The organism is Pantoea sp. JV6 (assembly GCF_025910055.1).
In the GTDB taxonomy this organism is placed as follows: Bacteria; Pseudomonadota; Gammaproteobacteria; order Enterobacterales; family Enterobacteriaceae; genus Pantoea; species Pantoea agglomerans.
This window is the reverse complement of record NZ_JAPCIM010000003.1, coordinates 450,238-468,199: the sequence shown is the minus strand read 5'-3', so window position 1 is coordinate 468,199 and position 17,962 is coordinate 450,238. Positions and strand designations below refer to the sequence as shown.

The window sequence follows — 17,962 nt, the reverse complement described above, 5'->3', positions numbered from 1 at the left end:
GCGGAGAGGCACCAGTGCCTGGCAGCGAGCCGCTATTAATAGGAGGTCGGAGAATAAACTGGAGAAAACCACTCATGAATGTGCACCCTGTCCACTTAATGCCTGCAGACGCTTTTTGCAAAATCGGGTTGTGACCGCCATCGTGTAACGTTGTCACGTAAATGCCCGGTGCCGTTAATTAAACCGAACGGCCTGTAAAAAAGGCGTAAAAAGAGTCTGATGAAGTGTAAAAACGCTGCAAATCACGCGCCCGATATAGCATTAGCGGGCAGCGATGGCGCAAAAAGTCAGTGAGTTGAAGACAGTGAATATACGCGGGTATAAATAAGGCGGGTTGGCCCGGTTCCGCTCACCCTCAAAGCTGGTTTGATAAATGCGTGGCCGGGCCGTTTTATTTCGGAAACAGAGAACTTAAAAATCTCTTTGTTAATTCAGAGCTGAGCGATCATTGTCTGGAATGATACGCCGTTAAAAAATTTGACCTCCCCGACTTTTTTAAATCCCCTTTTCTCATAAAAAGGGACGGCAAGGAGTGAAGACCGTACGCTGATTTCTGAACGCAGTTCGGGAATCGCCCGCTGCCAGAGTGCCCTCGCTACCCCTTTTCGCTGAAATTTCGGATGTACAAAAAGGTATTTAACTAAATTGCCTTCGAAAAGGGTGAGTACGCCTGTCACCTCACCTCTTTCCACGGCAATCAGCCAGAGATAGTCATCTGAAACAATCAACGGCTGAAGCACATCGGGCTTTGTGCTGTCGATGAACCATTGCGGACAGGGCTCTGTCTCTGAAAAATTACATTGCACAGACACAAGCTGTATCAGCTCACTGATGCCTGCCGCATCAGACTCCAACGCCGTTCTGATTTCCATTCTTTTGTCATTCCCCCTGATTAGGTTAAGGCAAGGGCATGGAGGCCTGCCATTCGAAAAGCCATCCACTCCCCTTTTCCGCTGAATCCCGGCCCGAGAACCCGCGTCCTGAAGATTAAAGCAACGTGACTTTGCCCTGGAAAATCACCGGACCGGACGGCCCGCTGAGCCTGGAACCTCCCACCGGCTCCAGACTTACCGCCAGTACCGTCTGATTATCTAACTCGCCAGGGGGTAACCGGAAAACGTTACTGTCGCGATGATTGATCAGCCCCAGAGATTGTGGCGCAGCACTGCCCCTGATCAGCCAGAGCTGCAGGTTTTTATTCTCTGGCAGCGTGATGTTCAGCGCCGAAACCTGAAGGAGTGAAGCTGACTTATCCAGATTCACCACAAACTGTGCATCGGGCTGTGCGCCACTGAGTACCGCAATCGGCTGCAGAGACTGTGGGGCATCCGGCTTGCTTAAATGGGTGAAAATGAGGATGCCAGCCATTGCCGCCGCCAGGCCCCAGCCGAGCCAGAAGCCAGGATGCCTGCGGATTGATGTCGTGCCAGAGACGCCTGCATTCCGGCCAAGATCCTGCTCAATCTGCTGCCAGACCGCAGAAGACGGGATAACGGCGTGTGTGAGCAGGTCAATGCCGCTGAACGCTTTCTGCCAGTGCAGCACCTCTGCAGCAAATAATGAATCGTCATTGAGGCGTTTATCCAGCCGATGACGTGTCACATCGTCGGTAAGGCCAAGCACATATTCGGCCGCAGTGAGATCATGTTGTTCCTGACTAGTCATAAGCCTATGCACTCCCGAAGATGGGTTAACGCGCGACGGATCCAGCTTTTCACCGTCCCTTCAGGCTGACTCATAGAGAGCGCAATCTCACTCTGTGACAGGCCACGATAATAGGCGAGCGAAATGCTTTGTCGCTGCTCAGAGGGTAAGTGCGCCATGCAGTGCTGAAGGCGACGCGCCTCCGCATGACTCGCATCGGCAGGAAGTGGCGTCTGGAAACCTGCTTCCGCTTCGCTGATCTCATCAACGGAACAGCTTCTGTTTTCATGTTTACGAAGGAAATCAATCGCCCGATTTCTGGCGATGTGACTGAGCCAGATATGCGGCTCACTGCGCTTATCGTCGTAATAGTTAGCCGACTGCCAGATTTGGATAAACGTATCGTGAAGGATCTCTTCTGCCCAGTCCCGGCGTCTCACCATTCGCAGAATGATCCCATAGAGTCGGGGCGACAGAACGCGATAAAGCTGCTCAAGAGCAGCTTTATCGCCGACGGCTATCTGATTCATTAAATCGGCCTGAATATGGGGCACATTTTTTGTCATCGGCTTCCCTGTTAAAGGTGTAGCCACCCGATCAGTGGCTACACACAGTATAGGTAACGCTTTACGGCATCAGCACGGTATCAATAACGTCAATCACACCGTTACTCTGATTCACATCATACGTAGTAATACTGGCAATATTGCCCTGAGCATCTTTAAGCTGAATGTTGTGCGGGCCATTTGCCATCACCCACAGTGATTCGCCATTGACCGTTTTCAGCTCGGCTTTGCCTCCTCCCGCTTTGATTTTTTTTTCCAGCGCTTTCATGTCCAGTTTTCCTGCGACCACGTGATAGGTCAGGACACTGGTGAGTTTTTGTTTATTTTCTGGCTTAAGCAGGGAGTCGACCGTGCCCTTAGGCAGTTTTTCAAAGGCGGCATTGGTGGGCGCAAAAACGGTAAACGGCCCCTTCCCTTCAAGTGTCGGGACCAGCCCGGCGGCTTTAACGGCGGCCACCAGCGTGGTGTGGTCTTTCGAGTTAACAGCATTCTCAACAATATTTTTCGATGGGTACATAGCAGCACCGCCGACCATCACCGTGTCGCTGTCCATGCTCGCCGCGTAAGTGGCGCCACTGAAGACTAATGCAGAAAAAATCAGAGTTGGCAGGAATGGTTTCATTTTCACTTCCCTCATTGAGTTAACGGACAGGGCGAGAGCGCCCTTATCTGTTAATACGAATGAGCAGCGAAAACGGATGCAAAAAAATTTAAATTTTTTTAGCGGGGGGTGTTCTGCTTCATGAGAATGCGGATTGATGGGTACAGAACAGCCCTGTTTATGTTGCTCATGCCTGACTTATCGGACTAACGATAAAGCCATGAAGGTAATTACTAAAACGGCTCCTTTCCTTCAAGCTGATACTGCCAATGCGGACATAACGGCGGTTAATGACCATATATTTGTTAAAATGACGGATAAGGTTTACTCCTTCACAAACTCTGCATTTTTCTACGATGGTAAGACGCCAGTGATGCCACGTGTTGATTTAAATGCAACCGCGCCCGACCCATGGAAGTAGAGGTTAATCTTGTGATTTATCATCATTTCCCTCATAAACAAACCTGTTTTTCAAAAGGCTAAAACTTACGGGCGAGGTCAATATGTTTACATTGAATATTTCAGCCTCTGAGCGTCCCGGAATGTCCGCCAAAAGAAAAGCCCTCCGATTGAACTGCACCCCAAAAGTTGGAAACCCGACTGATTAAGGTGCAGTTCAGTGAGCAGTCCTAAGTTTCCCCTTGAATTACGGCTCGCCGTTGTCACGCATTATCTCAACAGCAGGGATGGTTATCGTGAGACGGCTAACCGTTCTGGCGTGGGCCGCACGGCGGTTCGCCGCTGGGTTTCCGCACGGCAGCCGGCATTGACGGGCTGACATGGAAAACGGGTGACTACACTCCTGAGTTCAGGCTGAAGGTTGTCCGCGCCGTCATCAATGATAATCTCTCGCTTCGCGATGCCACTGCTCAGTTTAACCTTCCCAATGAGAGCACCGTTTACCAGTGGGTCAAACGCTTTCAGGCGTCCGGGGCCGGGGCGCTCTCCGGCCTGAAACGCGGAAGACCGAAAAAGCCGGCACCAGAATTTAGGTGCAGACTTCTGATCTACCACCAAAAAAGTATTCCGCTGCTCATTTTTTCCATTAACTACGCTAATTCTCTATAATTGGAGTGTCACCGATATAGCGTAAAGGGATATTATGCTACGTAACTGCCAGGCCAGAACTCTGGATGATATCTACCTCAACGATATTCCCCATATTGTTCCCCCCGATACCGCGTACAGCTATCTTTCAGATACGGCAAATCCCGGACGTATCATTCGTGAGTGGGATTTGCCTGATGGATACTCGCTGCTTGTAAGGCGCTATCTCAGCATGCATTTCCAGCAGCCACATATGGCCTACCGGGACGCGTTGTATGAGGTGAGAAGCGGAAATATCGTTATACTCCGGCGCGAAAGTGGCACAATTTACGGCAGTGTTGCTAACTCAGACGGCAGTCTTATCAGTACGCTGCCGCTTTTTCTGCGTTCTCGCCTTGAAGATGTGATAAGACGACAGCTTGTCCGCCCCGTAGCCACCAGAGGTAATCCGGCTCAGCGCCCACAGACAGGTAATACTATCAACAGCAAAGCTGCGGGAAGGCTTCTGGCCGCTGGCGGGATTTATAATGGCAATCCGGAAGGATTCAGAAAGACCGCCGAACAGTTAGGCGGTGATGCGGTGAAGGGATACGACAGCGTTCTCAACGAAACCACTTCCGGGATGATGGTCGCAGCTGCTTCACTGCTGGTTGTCCGTAACCCAGTTGCTGCGGAAGAATTGACCAGCTATCTGGGAAAATACAAAAAGGCACACGTTCTCCTGGATGATGTCAACGTGTCAGAGTTGAACTATGTTCGCCGTGACCGCGCTGAATATGCCGCGCTACGTGGTGAGTTCAACAGTTCTGTTCGTCCCAACTTCCTCAAATCGATTTCCGGGCACCCTGATGCACTATCAACGTTTGATTCTAACAATCTTCTACGCCTTGCCGATGGTAAAGTGCCGCCCGGTTGGCAGGTTCACCACAAGATCCCACTCGATGACAGTGGAACAAATGCCCTGAATAATCTAATACTTATCCAAAACTCGCCATATCACTCCGCGCTTTCAAAGACACAGGCGATAATCACTAAAGACCTCCCATACAACGCCAGCACTAACGTTTTATGGCCTTCGCCGAACGGCGTAATTTACCCTGTAGGGAAGTGAAAACGATATGAATAACACAATTCAGATAATGGGTATCTTCAAAAATTTGATGATTTCCGATAGTTACCCGATAGCCAGCCCAATAGCACCAGATGTTATTACGGACTTGAAGCGCAATCCTGCGCCAATGGAATGGGATGAAACTAAACGCGGTGTTTACTCGGATATTCAGAAATTAGTGATGACTCGCCAGGACTACGCCGATATGCTCGAAGTCATGGATGGTCTGGAATACAACGGACTCACCCTGTATAGCCTGACGCAGGCAGAGAATGGTGAGTTGGCATGGTCAAATATCTATATCAGGAACATTGATACGCGCGATAATGACGTCTACGTTGATCCCAATCTGACAGACAAACTGCTGATTGGTGAAGATGGAATGTCCGTATTCGTGTACAGCTTCAAAGAGAAGTGTTTTCAGATTCGTGACAAAGCATCAACTGATTACGTTATTGAAGAGTATGAAACCTTCAGCGACCTCTTATCGGCCCTTATCGACATAGTAAAATAAACTTATCTCTGTCTTAGGGCATTGACAATAGAACACCCAAAGTTGATAGAACACAGAATTATAAAATGCTGTTGAAGCCCTCGACCAATATATATCAAGATGGTCGAGGGGATCCTCCGATGAAACAGTGTCCAACATTACGGGGACAGTTCACGATGGAGGGCTTGTACTAATCTGAGAGAAATCACTCCCTGACATCCATTCCGGCAATATGAAACGGACAAATCAGCCGCGTTTCTCCCGCATCTTTCAACGTGAGCTGTAACCATAATGCTTAAATGCGAAAAGCATTCACGGCTTCACGTAAAGCGTGTGCCTGGGCTGAAAGCGACTGTGATGCCGAAGAGGACTCCTCAACCAGCGCGGCGTTATTCTGCGTGACGCCATCCATCTCGTTCACTGCGATGCTGACCTGTGAAATGCCCTGCATCTGTTCAGCTGAGGCGAGTGAGATGTTATCCATCGCGACGGCGAGTTTTCCAACCATCGCATTGATATCAAGAATGCTCTTGCCGGTCCCGGTTGCCACGACAACACCACTTTCAACCTGTGCCACAGCCTCTTCTATCAGATGTTTAATATCTCTGGCTGCCGTTGCACTGCGCTGAGCCAGCGTCCTGACTTCACCCGCGACGACGGCGAAACCTCGACCCTGTTCGCCCGCTCGTGCTGCTTCGACTGCCGCGTTAAGCGCCAGAATGTTGGTCTGAAATGCAATTCCTTCGATAACGGAGGTAATATCCCGGACTTTGACCGCGCTTTTTGAAATATCATTCATCGTCTCTGACATGCGCTGCATATCGTGTTCACCCGAACGCGCCAGCGCAGCGGTTTCACGGGCTGAATCCGCGGTCTGCTGTGCGCCCGCTGCATTACTTTTTACCGTGACCGTAAGCTGCTCAATACTGGCGGCGGTTTCCTGCAAAGCGGCGGCCTGCTGCTCTGTACGGGAAGAGAGTTCAGTATTGCCCTGGGAAATTTCATCAGCTGCCATGGCGACCGAAGCGGAAGAATCTTTAATCTGCGAGACCAGGTCACGCAGATTGCTCTGCATGCTATCCAGAGAAGCCATCATGCTGACGGTATCCCCCTGACGCAGGGTCACTTTTGTCGTCAGATCGCCCGCCGCAATCGCAGCGGCCAGGCCCTGCGCATGCGAAGGTTCTCCACCCAGCTGAGTCTTGATCCAGCGGGTGATCAGCCCACTCATCACAAATCCCATCACAACAAACAGGGTGGTCAGGCCTGCCAGCGTCATATAAACACCGGAGAGCGCCTGCGTGGACGTTTCGGCCGTTTTACTCGTTACCCTCGCCTGATAATCAACCATCCCATCCACTGCATTGCGGTAGTGCGAAAGCGCAGGGATCAGTTCACCACGGAGTTTTTCCGGGAACGGAGTGGCGTTCTGCTTAAACAGGTTTTGCTCTGCCTGATGAAGCGGACCCGCTGCCACTTCAATTTTATTTAATTGCGTGGAAGCCTCTTCTACTTCAGCAAGATTGATCCCCGGAATGCTTTTGGCACCGTTGATAAGCTCGCGAAAATGCGCGGTGGTATTATCACTGTTGGTCTGCAACGCATAGAACTGGGTTTTTATAGTGGCCTCTGCCTGAGGCTGAGTGACTGAAGCCACGGACAGTAAAAGGACAGTTTGCTGAGTTAAATTATCTTTTAGCGTCTGCAGGGCCTGGAGATCGCCCAGCCGCGCGCGCGTCAATTCCTGCTGATCGCTGGCCGTATTGAGTTTAAACCCGGCAAATCCTGTCACAAAAACGCCCGTTAAGATGACTGTGAGGAATGCCGCAGTGAGCATGACGCTTAATTTTATTTTTTTGTTCCGATACATAGGAGACCCCGATGTTTGAATTAATAGGTTATCACCGACGTTCCGCTTCTATGGCTCGCTGGTACTGGATCTGTTATCGGCAGCGGGGAAAGAAATTACAGTAATGAAAGGGGTAAGAAGCGATGATTCCTGGGCTGAGTAAAAGGGTAAATCCCTGACGGATGCCATTAAGGCAGTGAGTGTTATTCTCGTAACTTGTCGCCTGAATGCGGATAAAACTATTCCAGCTTCGCTTGTGGCACTACGGATTTAACAGACTCTTCAGCGTCATTTGAGATGACTGACAATAGAAGTGTCCTCGTGGTGAGAACGGAATCTCAGACCGCAGATATTTCATTAAGGGTGGAGAGCGGCGCAGCCATCAGGTGCATGCGTTTGCAGCTGGAGACGAACAGATAATAAGGCACCTTGCTTTCCGTGATTACCTCAGAGAAAACAGAGATATCGCAGCAACCTATGCTGAGATAAAGCGTGAAGCAGCATCACTCTGTAACAACGATGCTCAACGCTACAGCGCGCTCAAAGCGAACTTTATAGCGCATCATCTACAGCTCGCACTGATTGACCTGAAACGATAGGTACTGACAGGACAGGATATATCCTCCTCACCCCCGTTTTTGATTCCATTCATCCTGACTCAGGGTAAACAGCATGCTTGCGGGCGCATTTTCCACATCATAAATATCCCGGGTATGACGGAGTCCGGCCTTAATCAGAACCTTTTGTGAAGCCAGATGATTCGCTCTTACGATTGCAGAAATTTCAGCCAGTTTTATCTCTTCGAACCCATAACTAACTGCATAGTTCGCAAATTCCGTCGCCAGTCCTTTCCCCCAGGATTCCGGAGAGAAACGATATCCAAGATTATTGATCGTGATATCGGCAAAGCTTCTGATGCTCAATCCCCCAAAACCGATGATTCTTTCTGGATTATCCTGAAGCGAGATAGCCCAACTGCCGAAGCCATTCAATTCCCAGTGACGGATAGAGCGCGATAGCACTTCCCGTGAATGATGGATATCCGGATGTGGGCCCGCGGGATTAAACGTATTCGTCGCAGGGTCGCCGTAGATCCTGTAAAGATCATCGGCATCTGATGGGGTGACTGGCCGAAGAAACAACCGCATAGTGTCTGCCTGCAAAATAAACGCTCTCAGATTAAGAAACGAGTGATCCTGTTTTTATAACGGGAAACGGTGCGGGAAACTATGTAAATCTCTCACCTCATCAGTCTGTTCAGTCAGGCTTGATCTCTTTAATAAGCGCTTCACCCTGATTGTGGATGTTGCCGACTTTGGCTGTAACAGGATGCCAGGTAAAGTCCTTTTCCGGCAATGCGGCTTCATGTGCAATTTCCTGAGCACGTTCTGACGTGGTTTCGGCACTGAGCCATTCGCGTACAGCATCCGCACTTAAAACCAGCGGGCGTCGGTCATGGATATCAACCATGCCTTTATTGCTCGCTGCCGTTACGATAACAAAACCCTCATGCCCATGATCCTTACCATAAGGAGCGTTGCCGATAGCGGCGAAGAACAGCGGTTCTTTCTCTTTGTGGTAAATAAAGTAAGGCTGTTTTTTGTCGCCCTCTCGCTTCCATTCATACCAGCCATTGGCAGGAACAATGGCGCGACCATGCTCCCACAGCGGTTTGAACATGCGTCCCGTCGCAGCGGTTTCACCACGCGCATTGATAAGCGGTTGTTTGTCCCACCACTCCGGACCGTAACCCCAGTAAACCGGATCAAAGTGCAGTTCATTATCCCGCTCATTGAGCAAGAGCACTTTGGTGCCTGGAGCTACGTTAAAGCGGTCTATCGGCTCTGGGTCATAAGTGATTTCATCGGGCTTCAGCTCCAGGGATTCAAAGTAATCGTCTCTGCTGCTGTACTGCGCAAACCGTCCACACATGGGCACCTCCTCTCATAAGGATAGCGCAGCGTTGAACGAGTTAAATAAATCTAAAAAAATTGTTCTTCTGGCTGAAGATATCGTGATTTTTGACGAGAACATAATTAATGAATATGAATAAACTGGAGCAGTAATGAAGGGAATTATTTTAAGTCTGGCTATGGCATCACTGATGGCTGCCTCGTTTACAGCTGATGCGCGCGGCCATCGTGGTGGGGGTGGGCATAGAAGCTACAGCCATAGTTTTAGTTCAGCTTACTCATCACAAACAACGACACCCAGAATCACGAAGAGATATTCCAGCAGCAAGCGAACGGCCAGATATGCTACTGCGGGCGTGGCGGGTTATGGCGCATACCAGGCCCATAACTACACGTCATCCTACGTGCGTGAGAAGGGCCGTCAGGCCGCAAGAAAACCCTCAACGAACAGCTATGACAACCATTATCCAAATCAGCCCCAGGCTCAGCCAGTTAGCCAGAATATGGCACCGACATGTTCACCCTTATCTATGGTAAGCCAGCCGGGCTATACAAACCTGCCTGTATGCCTGGGCAGTGTTAATTGATTTCAAGCCTTGTAGCGATGAAACGACGATGAATTGATATTTTTCAGGAAGACACATTTTACAGAATGCCACTTACCGCACCCCGGAGAGGTCATATTTTAGTGACTTCGTAGGGACACGAACCTTTAATAATATGAGATATAACTCATGACCATAGTTTTTATACCTGCCCTCATCCCATTACTGATGAGAATTGAGAATGAGAAAGGAAGCCCGCTTACTGAGCAGGAAGTCAGTAGCATCCGTGATAATGCCACAACTATCGAAGTGCCGCGTGATGTTGCTCTCGCCATGGCTGAATGCCGCGGTTACTTCGATATCAACCCTGAAAGTTGCTGGGCTGAATGGAGCTTGTACCGGAGTAAAAGTTTGCTGTATGTTGCTGACAACGGATAACTGCATCGCGGTGCACAGTTTTAGCAGCCGGTATCTGACGGCATAGCTTCAGAGCAGCACGGTGCCTTATGGGATTGTGAGTTTAGACATTTAAGAGCAACGCTTAACACTTTCCTTAGCTATGTAATCTTATTGCGGAGCAAAATGTATCGGGATTTCATCCTTCATAAAGGCGGGTCTCATTGGAAAAGTGTGGGCATCTGCAGCTTGTTTGATTGCTTTAATTGCAGCAGCGCACAGAGCTGGATCTCCGCCCTGAACGTTGATGCTTACCGGAGGCTCGCCTTCCGGCTGCCTGATCCTTACATCACATGTTTTACCGCGATAATTATCTGCATCGAAAAACCGATATTGTATTGCTGTAACAGCCTGGCAGAGCCAAAGCTGAGTTTCACGCTCTTGAGTTTGCTGTGGTGTCTGAGATTCACACTGACTTTTAATCTCTGACGCGTCGGGAGTCTTAATTCCCTTTTGTCGGATGTGATTTGTGCTCATATGGCATCCTGAAACTGCCAATGCGGCAGTCAAAGCAATTATTCTTTTCATGATTTCATCCCTGATCTTTGCCCATATTTTATACCATTAATTCTACTGACTTAATATCCACAGCCACCAGAACAACCCAGTACTTCATCTGCTCAGTCATCAGCTACGTTTTCAAAAAAAGACAGTGTTTCGGCGCTTTTTCGGCGGGGCTGCCCTACTGTTACCTGGCAATACACACCTCTCTATTATCTATAAATTTTTCTGTTCCGATGGAATGCGTGGCCGTTGGTCATCATTCTGTACCCTGCTTCAGACGCGCAACAATCTCACCCCTCTTTTCAAACCACGCCGATAACGTTAAGCTATACGAAACATATACGTTTCATATAAGGCTTGCATGGGTATCGTAAAAATCTCCGACCTGATGCATGAGAATCTGCGCATCGCCAGTCAGGCGATGAGCCGCTCAATTAATGCACAGGCAGAACACTGGCTAAAACTCGGTATGCTGGCAGAACTCTATCCACAGCAGACCCAACATCAACTGGCGCAGATGCTAATCCGGCTTGAACTGGAAGGCAGCGCTGATATACGCAATATGCTCCCTAAAGAGAGCCTCACCACACAAGGAGACGTGTCATGAACAGCGTTAAAATTCATACCGCAGCGGAAATCGAAATGGCACGGGCAGCCGGACAGGCTGCGGCTCAGGTGCTGGCGATGATTACACCTCACGTCCGTCCCGGCATCACCACGGAAGAACTGGATGATATCTGTCACGACTTCATCGTGAATGAGCTTAAAGTAACGCCAGCAAACATCGGTTATCACGGTTATACCCGTACCACCTGCACGTCGGTCAATCATGTGGTCTGCCACGGCATCCCGGCCAGCAAAAAACTCAAGGATGGCGATATCGTTAATATCGATGTAGCGATCATCAAAGATGGCTGGTATGGCGATACCAGCCGGATGTACTTTGTCGGCACACCGTCAGTCCGTGCCAAACGTCTGGTCGATATCACCTATCAGTCGATGGTCGCCGGTATCAAAACCGTACGTCCTGGCGCGACGCTGGGCGATGTGGGCGCGGCTATCCAGCGTGTCGCTGAATCGGCTGGCTTCTCGGTGGTGCGTGAATATTGCGGTCACGGTGTCGGCGAAATTTACCACACCGATCCACAGGTGCTGCACTACGGCACGCCGGGCGAAGGAATGCCACTGAAAGCAGGCATGATTTTCACTATCGAACCGATGATTAATGCCGGTAAAGCCGGAACCAGCGTGCTGTCAGATGGCTGGACGGTGGTCACCAAAGATCGTTCGCTCTCGGCGCAATGGGAACATACCGTCGCCGTCACCGATAAGGGTTTTGATTTACTCACGCCCTGGCCTGAAGGCACCGGCGACTACCCGGCGATTTAATCTCTCAGCCTGAGACAGGGGCCTCAGGCTGCATTGTTAACTGCCCCTGACTTCACTCAGCGTTTCCAGCGTGCCGGAATGCCACACCTGCACATCGTTACGTCCGGCGCGCTTGACCTGATACAGCGCCTCATCGGCGCATCTCAGCCATTCATGAATTGTCGCCGCATCGCATGCCGGTGCAATCCCGATACTCACCGAGCACTGAAAGGTGGATGAAGCCGGCAGCCGCAGCAGGGCAATCCCCTGTCTGATCTGCGCTGCCAGCAACATGATGCTGGGTTCATCCGCATCCCGCACAATCACACACAGCTCATCACCGCCAAAGCGGGCAGGTATATCTTTCAGGCCGACGCTGTCACGCAGTAGTGCCGAGATTTCTGCCAGCAGGAAGTCGCCGGCTTCATGCCCGAAGGTGTCGTTAACCTGTTTGAAGTGATCGACATCCAGCAGCATCAGCCAGGCTTTAACCTCACCTCGCTGGGTACGTAAAAACTCGCTTTCAAGCCGCCGCTCAAACAGACGTCGGTTAGGTATTTTCAGACCAGGATCCATCAGCGCAATGCGTTCCAGCTCCTGATTCTTCTTTCGCAGACTCAGGGTCAGATTGTGTGAAACCACGCTGAGCGCCAGCAGATAGCCGCTGGCGAGCGGCAGAGTCAGCCAGACGGTGCGGGTAGAGAAAGTCAGCTGCAAAGGCGCTTTTTCGGCTAACCAGGCCAGTAAAAAGGTCAACAGAAAGGCCTGCAGAGCAGACTTTAGCTGAACCCAACCGCCCGCCGAGTAACGATCAGAGATCAGTACCGCCATAATAATAATTGAGGGAAGCGGACTCAGCGCCATGGTTGCCACCCAGAAGCCGCCGAAAGCGGCATCCAGCGTCAGATTCTTACGTTCAAAACCCGTGGGATCGCGCGATCGCAATGCCAGTCTGAAGGCGGCATAGGGCCAGACAAACGCATTAGTAAATAGCAGTGCGCAGAGTTCCAGGCTTTTTCCCATCTCCATCAATACTGACAGAATGGGCAGGAAACAGAGAAAGGTGCCGAGCTGGCGCATCATGAACATGCGGCGCACAAATCGCGTCGATCGGCGCTTCAGCTGAATATCGTCAGGAGTGTAGTAATTCATATGCAGACTGAAGCAGCAACAGGTTATGGCAGTTTATCGGCAATTAATGAATTAAGGTAAACTATTTACAGAATATTCTTATTGCGGGTCGCGAAGGGAATCTAATCGGGCTTTGACTTGTGTGCCGGGGACGATGGCAGTCAGGGAACAATTGCAGTAATGTGAGAAGATACCGCGCGACATGAATACGCGCGGAAGCTTTTTATCGGCGGCCTTTAACCACTGAGGCAGACCAGTTGAAATCGCTGACTTCACTGGCGGTCATTGAAGAAGGTTTTTTCTTACGCAGCGGTTTTTTCTTCTCCTTCTCAGCCTGCGCCCTCTCCTTCTCCAGTTTGCTGGTCATGATGATCTGACGAGCTTCACTATTGAATTCTTTCTCTTTTTTGCTATCAGGCTCTTTACCGGTTCGTTGACGGTACTTCTCGGCAAGGCCCTTATAGGTTTGCTCGACGGCCAGTCGTTCATCAGCGTTGAACTGATCAATGGAAATCATCTTTTTATCGTTCATAGCGGCGTGTCCTGTGGCGAGTTATTCCGGCAAGTGTACCGCATTTGCGGTCCGTTAACGCAGGGAATGGCATTAATCCGGTGAGCTGCTGATTCCGTCAGCACACGCAGCCCGGTAATTTCTCTGAAACCTGCGCTTAGCCCTGTAAAAAATAGGGTTATCTCTTAATATAAAACTAATGTTCATCAGGTTTACTGGCAGTGACCACGTACTGCCGAGGAGCTGAAGGAATGATAAAAGAGACCGATCGCCTGTCACAGGCACTATTACGGCGGCATGGGATTGGCGTTAAACAGAAACGTATACACTTTCGTGGCAGGGATTTGCTGTTTCAGCTGCATAATGCCCGCTATGAGGTGTTCAATGGCGATCGCTGTATTGCAACCGTCGATACCAACAATATCAATGAAGCCATTAAACAATTTAAAGCGCTGGACCAGACTGGGGAGAAATAGCCATGCCAGACTATCGTCTGTTTCAGAAAGAGCAAACAGTCAGAGCCGTGAACACTGAGCGGCAGGATCAGCAGGACGCGTTAATGGCTGATGGCTATAAGATGGTGTGGGACGTGGTGCATGCCGATAACGACGATGCCGCGCTGCTGCGCTATCAGCAACTGCGTCACGAAGAGGATAATGCTGAGCAGAGTTTCGCAAACGATTCAGTTTTAAGTAGTCTGATGAACCTGATATCCCGCTGAGTCAGTGCGGGGCTGAAGGTATAAAGCCAATGTTACTGTTAATTCATGCTGTGCTGATTAGAATAAAGAAAATTTCCCGAATACAGGTTTCTGATGAAAATCACCATTCATAAAGAAGATGAGCTGTTTATGCACAACTTCTTTGCTGCGCCATGCCACACCGTTGAAACAGACTCACCACAGGCACAACAGATTCAGCAATCGCTTCAGCTGGCCATCCAGCAAAAAGGTGCAGAGGCTGATGGCGACTGGAAACGTAGTCTGACTTTTCTGATTCTGTTTCTCTTTTTATATGCTGCGCTGGGTGCCTCGCTGACGCTTGATCTCAGCACCACTGGCACGCCTCATAAGAGTATTGAATATGCGCTGGAAGCGATTCCGGTGCTGATCGCTTTCTCCGGCTTCTTCATCTCTATTCTCTATCTGTTCCTGACCCGCGCCAGCGCGCGTAAACAGCGTAACTGGGAAAGGACTATCCTGGTGCTGGAGAAATACTCCATCGGAAATCTGTTTAAAGCGACGCATACCCAGGGCGGTGGTACCAGCAACTACTCCGTGCCCAACCTTTCTATTTCGCTCGCGCTGTTTATCTGCCTGACCTGGCTGGTGATTTATAACTATCTGACATTTACCACCAGCGGAGTGTTTGGCAGTGTCATCTCCCTGTTTATCAGCACCATGGTTTATGTGATTCTGGATATTCAGCTGCTTAAGCCTTTTACCCATGTTGTTGAGAAAGAAGAAGCGGAAAAGAGTGACACGGATAAAGAGCAGGATTAACTGCGCCTGGTAAGCGGCAAAACAGATACCCGGTCAATGAGCCGGGTATTTTTTTTTCTAATCAGAACGATCTTGCTGCAAGACCCCTGCTGCACGGAGTTCAATGAGGTGAGTTGATATTAAAACATTTAAGTATGTTGTAACTATAGGCAGGACTTAATCCTTCGGGTTCAGCCCCTGTAAAAGTCAGACGGCCCGCTTTTAAAGCGGGCCGTATTCATCACCAGTGGGTTTTCTGCATATCGATGACAAAACGATATTTCACATCACTGGTCAGCATACGTTCAAAGGCAGTTTCGACCTCTTCACCGGTGATCATCTCAACATCAGCCGTGATGTTGTGCTGACCACAGAAGTCGAGCATCTGCTGCGTCTCCTGAATGCTGCCAATCGATGTGCCACTGATGCTCAGGCGACGAAACACCATCGGTGTCACATTCGGTGACGGATGAGGTTGATCGGGAATGCCCACCAGCACCAGCTGACCATTGGTTTTCAGCGCACCGAGATAAGGATCAAGGTCGTGTGGTGCAGCGACACAGTCCAGAATGATATCCAGTGACGCCTGGCAGTCAGCCATTTGTGCGGCGTCTCGTGAGATCACCACGTTCTTAGCGCCGAGCCGGCGTGCATCTTCCCCTTTCGCCGGAGAAGTCGTAAACAGGGTGACTTCTGCGCCCAGTGCACTGGCCAGTTTAACCGCCATATGGCCCAATCCCCCAAGCCCGACCACACCCACACGATCGCCTGCTTTGACTTTAAAATGCTGCAACGGTGACCAGACGGTCACGCCAGCGCACAGCAGCGGTGCCACCGCATTCAGTGCCAGATTGTCGGGCACCGTGACCACAAAATGCTGGTCGGCGATGACATGCTGCGCATAGCCACCAAATGTCGTATTGCCGGTGTATTTATCCGTACCGTTGTAGGTCGGCGTGAAACCCGCCTCACAATATTGCTCTTCCTGCTGCTGACAGAAATGGCATTCACCGCACGAGTCGACCATCACGCCAACGCCAACCGTATCCCCGGCGGAAAATTTAGTGACGTTGCCGCCCACTGCCACTACGCGTCCGACAATTTCGTGACCGGGAACCAGCGGATAGCGGCTGACTCCCCATTCATTACGGGCCATATGCAGATCGGAGTGACAAACACCGCAGTAAAGAATTTCGATTTTCACATCGTCAGCCTGCAGCTCGCGTAACTCTACCTGGCCTGCCCGCAGCGGCTGGTCTGCCTGGGACGCTATCAGCGCGTTAATTTTCATCTGTTGCCTCTTATCACCTGGTGGTCGTAAAGAAAGCGGCCCACTATAGACATACGGAACCCCATTTGGTAGTAGTTACCTTTTGGTTACCATCATGTCTGGGATGTCACTATGCCGGTCTGGGTTGAAGGAAAACTTTGCTTTTATGCGGATTCACCGCCACGCCGCCTGATGGAACTCTTTTCGGTGAAGTGGAGCACGATGGTGCTGCATGCGCTCTATCACTGGCCGGAAAATCGGGCACGCACGGGTGAACTGGAGCGTAGCCTGCAGGGTATTTCGAAGAAGATGCTGATTCAGACGCTGCGTGAGCTGGAGCAGCGCGGACTGGTGTCGCGTCAGGTGTGGCAGGTGGTGCCACCAAAAGTGGAATACAGCCTCACGCCGTTGGGGCATACCTTTGCCCAGCCGATTGAGCAGATGTATCAGTGGGGACTGGAGAATCAGGCTGCGCTGGATGAAATGGAACATCACGCGCGCAGCCATCAGGAGAGTGGCGGATAGAAGGCCGCCAGTTCTCACGCAGTGCAGGCTTAATCGAACGGGAATTCGCGCGCCAGCACGCGGGAAATGACATTCAGCGCGCCTTCATCATTGTTGCTCTGAGTCTGATAGCGCGCCACGGCAGCGACCGAATCAGCGGCATTGGCCATTGAGAAACTGAAGCAGGCCTGACGCAGCATTTCAATATCATTAGCGCTGTCACCAATCGCCAGCACTTCACAATCGCTGATGCCCCATTTTTCCTGCAGCAACGCAATGCCATGAGCCTTATGGCAGCCGGGAATAATGAGATCAATAAAGCCAAAACCGCTGGATACCGGATGCATGATGTTTTCCAGCTCGCCCAGACTGGAATGCAGTCTTTGCAGCAGTGCATCCACCCCTTCGTGCTCCAGCTTCAGCGAGAATTTGAAAATGGTGTCGTCGATGGCATAGAGGTCATCGCGTTTTTCCAGCCGGTGATAGTGGTTTGCAAGCATTGCCATCACCTCGTCAGAGGTGGATGAATGCATATAGGCGCCGTTGCGTCCACAGACCACGACCGCGATGTCAGGTTCATGCGCCAGGATATCGAGGATCTTATGCGCTTTCTCCTGAGCTAACTCTCCGCAGAAGATCTCTTCATTACAGTCAGAAACCCATGCGCCATTTTCCGCCACGAAAGCGATCTCATCTTTGATGTCGGGAAAATAGCGCTGCAGCTGGTAATACTGATTACCACTGGCCACCACAAAACGGATGCCCTTCTGCTTCAGCAGCGCATACTGACGTGAAAACCGCTGAACGTTGTACTGCTTATTGTCGTCCAGAAAGGTGCCGTCCATATCCACCGCAATCATCTTAACCGCCATCTCGCCTGCCCCTATACGTTCGCCGTTCTGTCCTTTCGGCTGATTGATTTGATTCATAAAGCTTACTCGCTGTGTGGATTAATGAGAATGCAAATAG

23 protein-coding genes and 1 pseudogene are annotated in these 17,962 nt (G+C 50.5%); 12 read left to right on the top strand and 12 right to left on the bottom strand.

Features of this window, described 5'->3' with window-relative positions:
- Nucleotides 1-431: 431 nt before the first annotated feature.
- The 4 genes from OK412_RS06280 to OK412_RS06265 form a co-directional block, all read right to left on the bottom strand.
- Nucleotides 432-872, bottom strand: coding sequence for a GNAT family N-acetyltransferase (locus OK412_RS06280; RefSeq protein WP_022624394.1), 441 nt, complete (start codon nucleotides 870-872; stop codon nucleotides 432-434).
- 115 nt (nucleotides 873-987) lie between these two features.
- On the bottom strand, nucleotides 988-1,665 hold the full coding sequence (locus OK412_RS06275) for an anti-sigma factor domain-containing protein (RefSeq protein ID WP_264352875.1): 678 nt from the start codon (nucleotides 1,663-1,665) through the stop codon (nucleotides 988-990).
- Nucleotides 1,662-2,210 carry a sigma-70 family RNA polymerase sigma factor gene (locus OK412_RS06270; RefSeq protein ID WP_052271357.1) on the bottom strand — a complete coding sequence of 183 codons (549 nt, stop codon included), beginning with the start codon at nucleotides 2,208-2,210 and terminating at the stop codon, nucleotides 1,662-1,664. The genes OK412_RS06275 and OK412_RS06270 overlap by 4 nt, the downstream gene beginning before the upstream one ends.
- Nucleotides 2,211-2,271: 61 nt before the next feature.
- Nucleotides 2,272-2,832, bottom strand: coding sequence for a fasciclin domain-containing protein (locus OK412_RS06265; RefSeq protein WP_099257070.1), 561 nt, complete (start codon nucleotides 2,830-2,832; stop codon nucleotides 2,272-2,274).
- 199 nt (nucleotides 2,833-3,031) lie between these two features.
- Between OK412_RS06265 and OK412_RS06260 the strand changes: the two genes are divergently transcribed.
- The 4 genes from OK412_RS06260 to OK412_RS06250 all read left to right on the top strand — a co-directional run bounded on the left by OK412_RS06260 (nucleotide 3,032) and on the right by OK412_RS06250 (nucleotide 5,483).
- Entirely contained in the window at nucleotides 3,032-3,232 is a 201-nt protein-coding gene (locus OK412_RS06260; RefSeq protein WP_245115005.1) for a hypothetical protein, read from the top strand.
- Nucleotides 3,233-3,552: 320 nt separating this feature from the next.
- On the top strand, nucleotides 3,553-3,879 hold the full coding sequence (locus tag OK412_RS23510; protein ID WP_089414862.1) for a helix-turn-helix domain-containing protein: 327 nt from the start codon (nucleotides 3,553-3,555) through the stop codon (nucleotides 3,877-3,879).
- A gap of 34 nt (nucleotides 3,880-3,913) precedes the next feature.
- Nucleotides 3,914-4,969, top strand: a complete 1,056-nt coding sequence (locus OK412_RS06255; RefSeq protein WP_089414745.1) for an HNH endonuclease signature motif containing protein — start codon at nucleotides 3,914-3,916, stop codon at nucleotides 4,967-4,969.
- A gap of 7 nt (nucleotides 4,970-4,976) precedes the next feature.
- On the top strand, nucleotides 4,977-5,483 hold the full coding sequence (locus OK412_RS06250; protein WP_089414744.1) for a YrhA family protein: 507 nt from the start codon (nucleotides 4,977-4,979) through the stop codon (nucleotides 5,481-5,483).
- 274 nt (nucleotides 5,484-5,757) lie between these two features.
- Here the strand turns inward: OK412_RS06250 and OK412_RS06245 are convergent, their stop codons facing one another.
- Complete coding sequence (locus OK412_RS06245; protein WP_264352874.1) at nucleotides 5,758-7,332, bottom strand: methyl-accepting chemotaxis protein; 1,575 nt, start codon at nucleotides 7,330-7,332, stop codon at nucleotides 5,758-5,760.
- 299 nt (nucleotides 7,333-7,631) lie between these two features.
- On the opposite strand from OK412_RS06245, the pseudogene OK412_RS06240 reads away from it, so the two are divergent.
- Nucleotides 7,632-7,910, top strand: a pseudogene (locus OK412_RS06240) (GrpB family protein); the annotation flags it as partial.
- A gap of 27 nt (nucleotides 7,911-7,937) precedes the next feature.
- On the opposite strand, the gene OK412_RS06235 reads toward OK412_RS06240, so the two are convergent.
- Entirely contained in the window at nucleotides 7,938-8,459 is a 522-nt protein-coding gene (locus OK412_RS06235) for a GNAT family N-acetyltransferase (protein ID WP_413629113.1), read from the bottom strand.
- 109 nt (nucleotides 8,460-8,568) lie between these two features.
- Nucleotides 8,569-9,243: an SOS response-associated peptidase family protein gene (locus tag OK412_RS06230; RefSeq protein WP_264352872.1), complete on the bottom strand. Its 675-nt coding sequence runs from the start codon at nucleotides 9,241-9,243 to the stop codon at nucleotides 8,569-8,571.
- 715 nt (nucleotides 9,244-9,958) lie between these two features.
- Between OK412_RS06230 and OK412_RS06225 the strand changes: the two genes are divergently transcribed.
- Nucleotides 9,959-10,207, top strand: coding sequence for a hypothetical protein (locus OK412_RS06225; RefSeq protein ID WP_264352871.1), 249 nt, complete (start codon nucleotides 9,959-9,961; stop codon nucleotides 10,205-10,207).
- A gap of 129 nt (nucleotides 10,208-10,336) precedes the next feature.
- Here the strand turns inward: OK412_RS06225 and OK412_RS06220 are convergent, their stop codons facing one another.
- On the bottom strand, nucleotides 10,337-10,753 hold the full coding sequence (locus OK412_RS06220) for a cell envelope integrity TolA C-terminal domain-containing protein (protein ID WP_033743904.1): 417 nt from the start codon (nucleotides 10,751-10,753) through the stop codon (nucleotides 10,337-10,339).
- A gap of 337 nt (nucleotides 10,754-11,090) precedes the next feature.
- Between OK412_RS06220 and OK412_RS06215 the strand changes: the two genes are divergently transcribed.
- Together OK412_RS06215 and map are read left to right on the top strand one after the other, a co-directional pair.
- Nucleotides 11,091-11,336: a ParD-like family protein gene (locus tag OK412_RS06215; RefSeq protein ID WP_010247005.1), complete on the top strand. Its 246-nt coding sequence runs from the start codon at nucleotides 11,091-11,093 to the stop codon at nucleotides 11,334-11,336.
- Entirely contained in the window at nucleotides 11,333-12,118 is a 786-nt protein-coding gene (gene map, locus OK412_RS06210) for a type I methionyl aminopeptidase (protein WP_256843905.1), read from the top strand. The genes OK412_RS06215 and map overlap by 4 nt, the downstream gene beginning before the upstream one ends.
- 36 nt (nucleotides 12,119-12,154) lie before the next feature.
- On the opposite strand, the gene OK412_RS06205 is transcribed toward map, so the two are convergent.
- Together OK412_RS06205 and OK412_RS06200 are read right to left on the bottom strand one after the other, a co-directional pair.
- On the bottom strand, nucleotides 12,155-13,249 hold the full coding sequence (locus tag OK412_RS06205; RefSeq protein WP_264352870.1) for a diguanylate cyclase: 1,095 nt from the start codon (nucleotides 13,247-13,249) through the stop codon (nucleotides 12,155-12,157).
- Between the two features lie 202 nt (nucleotides 13,250-13,451).
- Nucleotides 13,452-13,760, bottom strand: coding sequence for a hypothetical protein (locus tag OK412_RS06200; RefSeq protein WP_010247001.1), 309 nt, complete (start codon nucleotides 13,758-13,760; stop codon nucleotides 13,452-13,454).
- A gap of 230 nt (nucleotides 13,761-13,990) precedes the next feature.
- Between OK412_RS06200 and OK412_RS06195 the strand changes: the two genes are divergently transcribed.
- The 3 genes from OK412_RS06195 (at nucleotide 13,991) to OK412_RS06185 (ending at nucleotide 15,240) form a co-directional block, all read left to right on the top strand.
- Nucleotides 13,991-14,215, top strand: a complete 225-nt coding sequence (locus tag OK412_RS06195; RefSeq protein ID WP_033787112.1) for a hypothetical protein — start codon at nucleotides 13,991-13,993, stop codon at nucleotides 14,213-14,215.
- A gap of 2 nt (nucleotides 14,216-14,217) precedes the next feature.
- Complete coding sequence (locus tag OK412_RS06190) at nucleotides 14,218-14,460, top strand: hypothetical protein (RefSeq protein ID WP_264352869.1); 243 nt, start codon at nucleotides 14,218-14,220, stop codon at nucleotides 14,458-14,460.
- A gap of 93 nt (nucleotides 14,461-14,553) precedes the next feature.
- Nucleotides 14,554-15,240 (top strand): hypothetical protein, encoded by a 687-nt coding sequence (locus OK412_RS06185; protein ID WP_010246994.1) that lies wholly within the window; start codon nucleotides 14,554-14,556, stop codon nucleotides 15,238-15,240.
- A gap of 220 nt (nucleotides 15,241-15,460) precedes the next feature.
- On the opposite strand, the gene OK412_RS06180 is transcribed toward OK412_RS06185, so the two are convergent.
- Nucleotides 15,461-16,510 (bottom strand): NAD(P)-dependent alcohol dehydrogenase, encoded by a 1,050-nt coding sequence (locus OK412_RS06180; RefSeq protein ID WP_264352868.1) that lies wholly within the window; start codon nucleotides 16,508-16,510, stop codon nucleotides 15,461-15,463.
- 111 nt (nucleotides 16,511-16,621) lie between these two features.
- On the opposite strand from OK412_RS06180, the gene OK412_RS06175 reads away from it, so the two are divergent.
- Nucleotides 16,622-17,014, top strand: a complete 393-nt coding sequence (locus OK412_RS06175; protein ID WP_033768861.1) for a winged helix-turn-helix transcriptional regulator — start codon at nucleotides 16,622-16,624, stop codon at nucleotides 17,012-17,014.
- Nucleotides 17,015-17,043: 29 nt separating this feature from the next.
- Here the strand turns inward: OK412_RS06175 and OK412_RS06170 are convergent, their stop codons facing one another.
- Nucleotides 17,044-17,865 (bottom strand): Cof-type HAD-IIB family hydrolase, encoded by an 822-nt coding sequence (locus tag OK412_RS06170; protein WP_264352911.1) that lies wholly within the window; start codon nucleotides 17,863-17,865, stop codon nucleotides 17,044-17,046.
- Between the last annotated feature and the right edge of the window lie 97 nt (nucleotides 17,866-17,962).

What these genes read in the sequence shown, in the direction of transcription:
- OK412_RS06280 (WP_022624394.1), bottom strand. Translation starts at nt 872, where the DNA reads ATGGAAATCAGAACGGCGTTGGAGTCTGATGCGGCAGGCATCAGTGAG.
- OK412_RS06275 (WP_264352875.1), bottom strand. Translation starts at nt 1,665, where the DNA reads ATGACTAGTCAGGAACAACATGATCTCACTGCGGCCGAATATGTGCTT.
- OK412_RS06270 (WP_052271357.1), bottom strand. Translation starts at nt 2,210, where the DNA reads ATGACAAAAAATGTGCCCCATATTCAGGCCGATTTAATGAATCAGATA.
- OK412_RS06265 (WP_099257070.1), bottom strand. Translation starts at nt 2,832, where the DNA reads ATGAAACCATTCCTGCCAACTCTGATTTTTTCTGCATTAGTCTTCAGT.
- OK412_RS06260 (WP_245115005.1), top strand. Translation starts at nt 3,032, where the DNA reads ATGAAGGTAATTACTAAAACGGCTCCTTTCCTTCAAGCTGATACTGCC.
- OK412_RS06255 (WP_089414745.1), top strand. Translation starts at nt 3,914, where the DNA reads ATGCTACGTAACTGCCAGGCCAGAACTCTGGATGATATCTACCTCAAC.
- OK412_RS06250 (WP_089414744.1), top strand. Translation starts at nt 4,977, where the DNA reads ATGAATAACACAATTCAGATAATGGGTATCTTCAAAAATTTGATGATT.
- OK412_RS06245 (WP_264352874.1), bottom strand. Translation starts at nt 7,332, where the DNA reads ATGTATCGGAACAAAAAAATAAAATTAAGCGTCATGCTCACTGCGGCA.
- OK412_RS06235 (WP_413629113.1), bottom strand. Translation starts at nt 8,459, where the DNA reads ATGCGGTTGTTTCTTCGGCCAGTCACCCCATCAGATGCCGATGATCTT.
- OK412_RS06230 (WP_264352872.1), bottom strand. Translation starts at nt 9,243, where the DNA reads ATGTGTGGACGGTTTGCGCAGTACAGCAGCAGAGACGATTACTTTGAA.
- OK412_RS06225 (WP_264352871.1), top strand. Translation starts at nt 9,959, where the DNA reads ATGACCATAGTTTTTATACCTGCCCTCATCCCATTACTGATGAGAATT.
- OK412_RS06220 (WP_033743904.1), bottom strand. Translation starts at nt 10,753, where the DNA reads ATGAAAAGAATAATTGCTTTGACTGCCGCATTGGCAGTTTCAGGATGC.
- OK412_RS06215 (WP_010247005.1), top strand. Translation starts at nt 11,091, where the DNA reads ATGGGTATCGTAAAAATCTCCGACCTGATGCATGAGAATCTGCGCATC.
- map (WP_256843905.1), top strand. Translation starts at nt 11,333, where the DNA reads ATGAACAGCGTTAAAATTCATACCGCAGCGGAAATCGAAATGGCACGG.
- OK412_RS06205 (WP_264352870.1), bottom strand. Translation starts at nt 13,249, where the DNA reads ATGAATTACTACACTCCTGACGATATTCAGCTGAAGCGCCGATCGACG.
- OK412_RS06200 (WP_010247001.1), bottom strand. Translation starts at nt 13,760, where the DNA reads ATGAACGATAAAAAGATGATTTCCATTGATCAGTTCAACGCTGATGAA.
- OK412_RS06195 (WP_033787112.1), top strand. Translation starts at nt 13,991, where the DNA reads ATGATAAAAGAGACCGATCGCCTGTCACAGGCACTATTACGGCGGCAT.
- OK412_RS06190 (WP_264352869.1), top strand. Translation starts at nt 14,218, where the DNA reads ATGCCAGACTATCGTCTGTTTCAGAAAGAGCAAACAGTCAGAGCCGTG.
- OK412_RS06185 (WP_010246994.1), top strand. Translation starts at nt 14,554, where the DNA reads ATGAAAATCACCATTCATAAAGAAGATGAGCTGTTTATGCACAACTTC.
- OK412_RS06180 (WP_264352868.1), bottom strand. Translation starts at nt 16,510, where the DNA reads ATGAAAATTAACGCGCTGATAGCGTCCCAGGCAGACCAGCCGCTGCGG.
- OK412_RS06175 (WP_033768861.1), top strand. Translation starts at nt 16,622, where the DNA reads ATGCCGGTCTGGGTTGAAGGAAAACTTTGCTTTTATGCGGATTCACCG.
- OK412_RS06170 (WP_264352911.1), bottom strand. Translation starts at nt 17,865, where the DNA reads ATGGCGGTTAAGATGATTGCGGTGGATATGGACGGCACCTTTCTGGAC.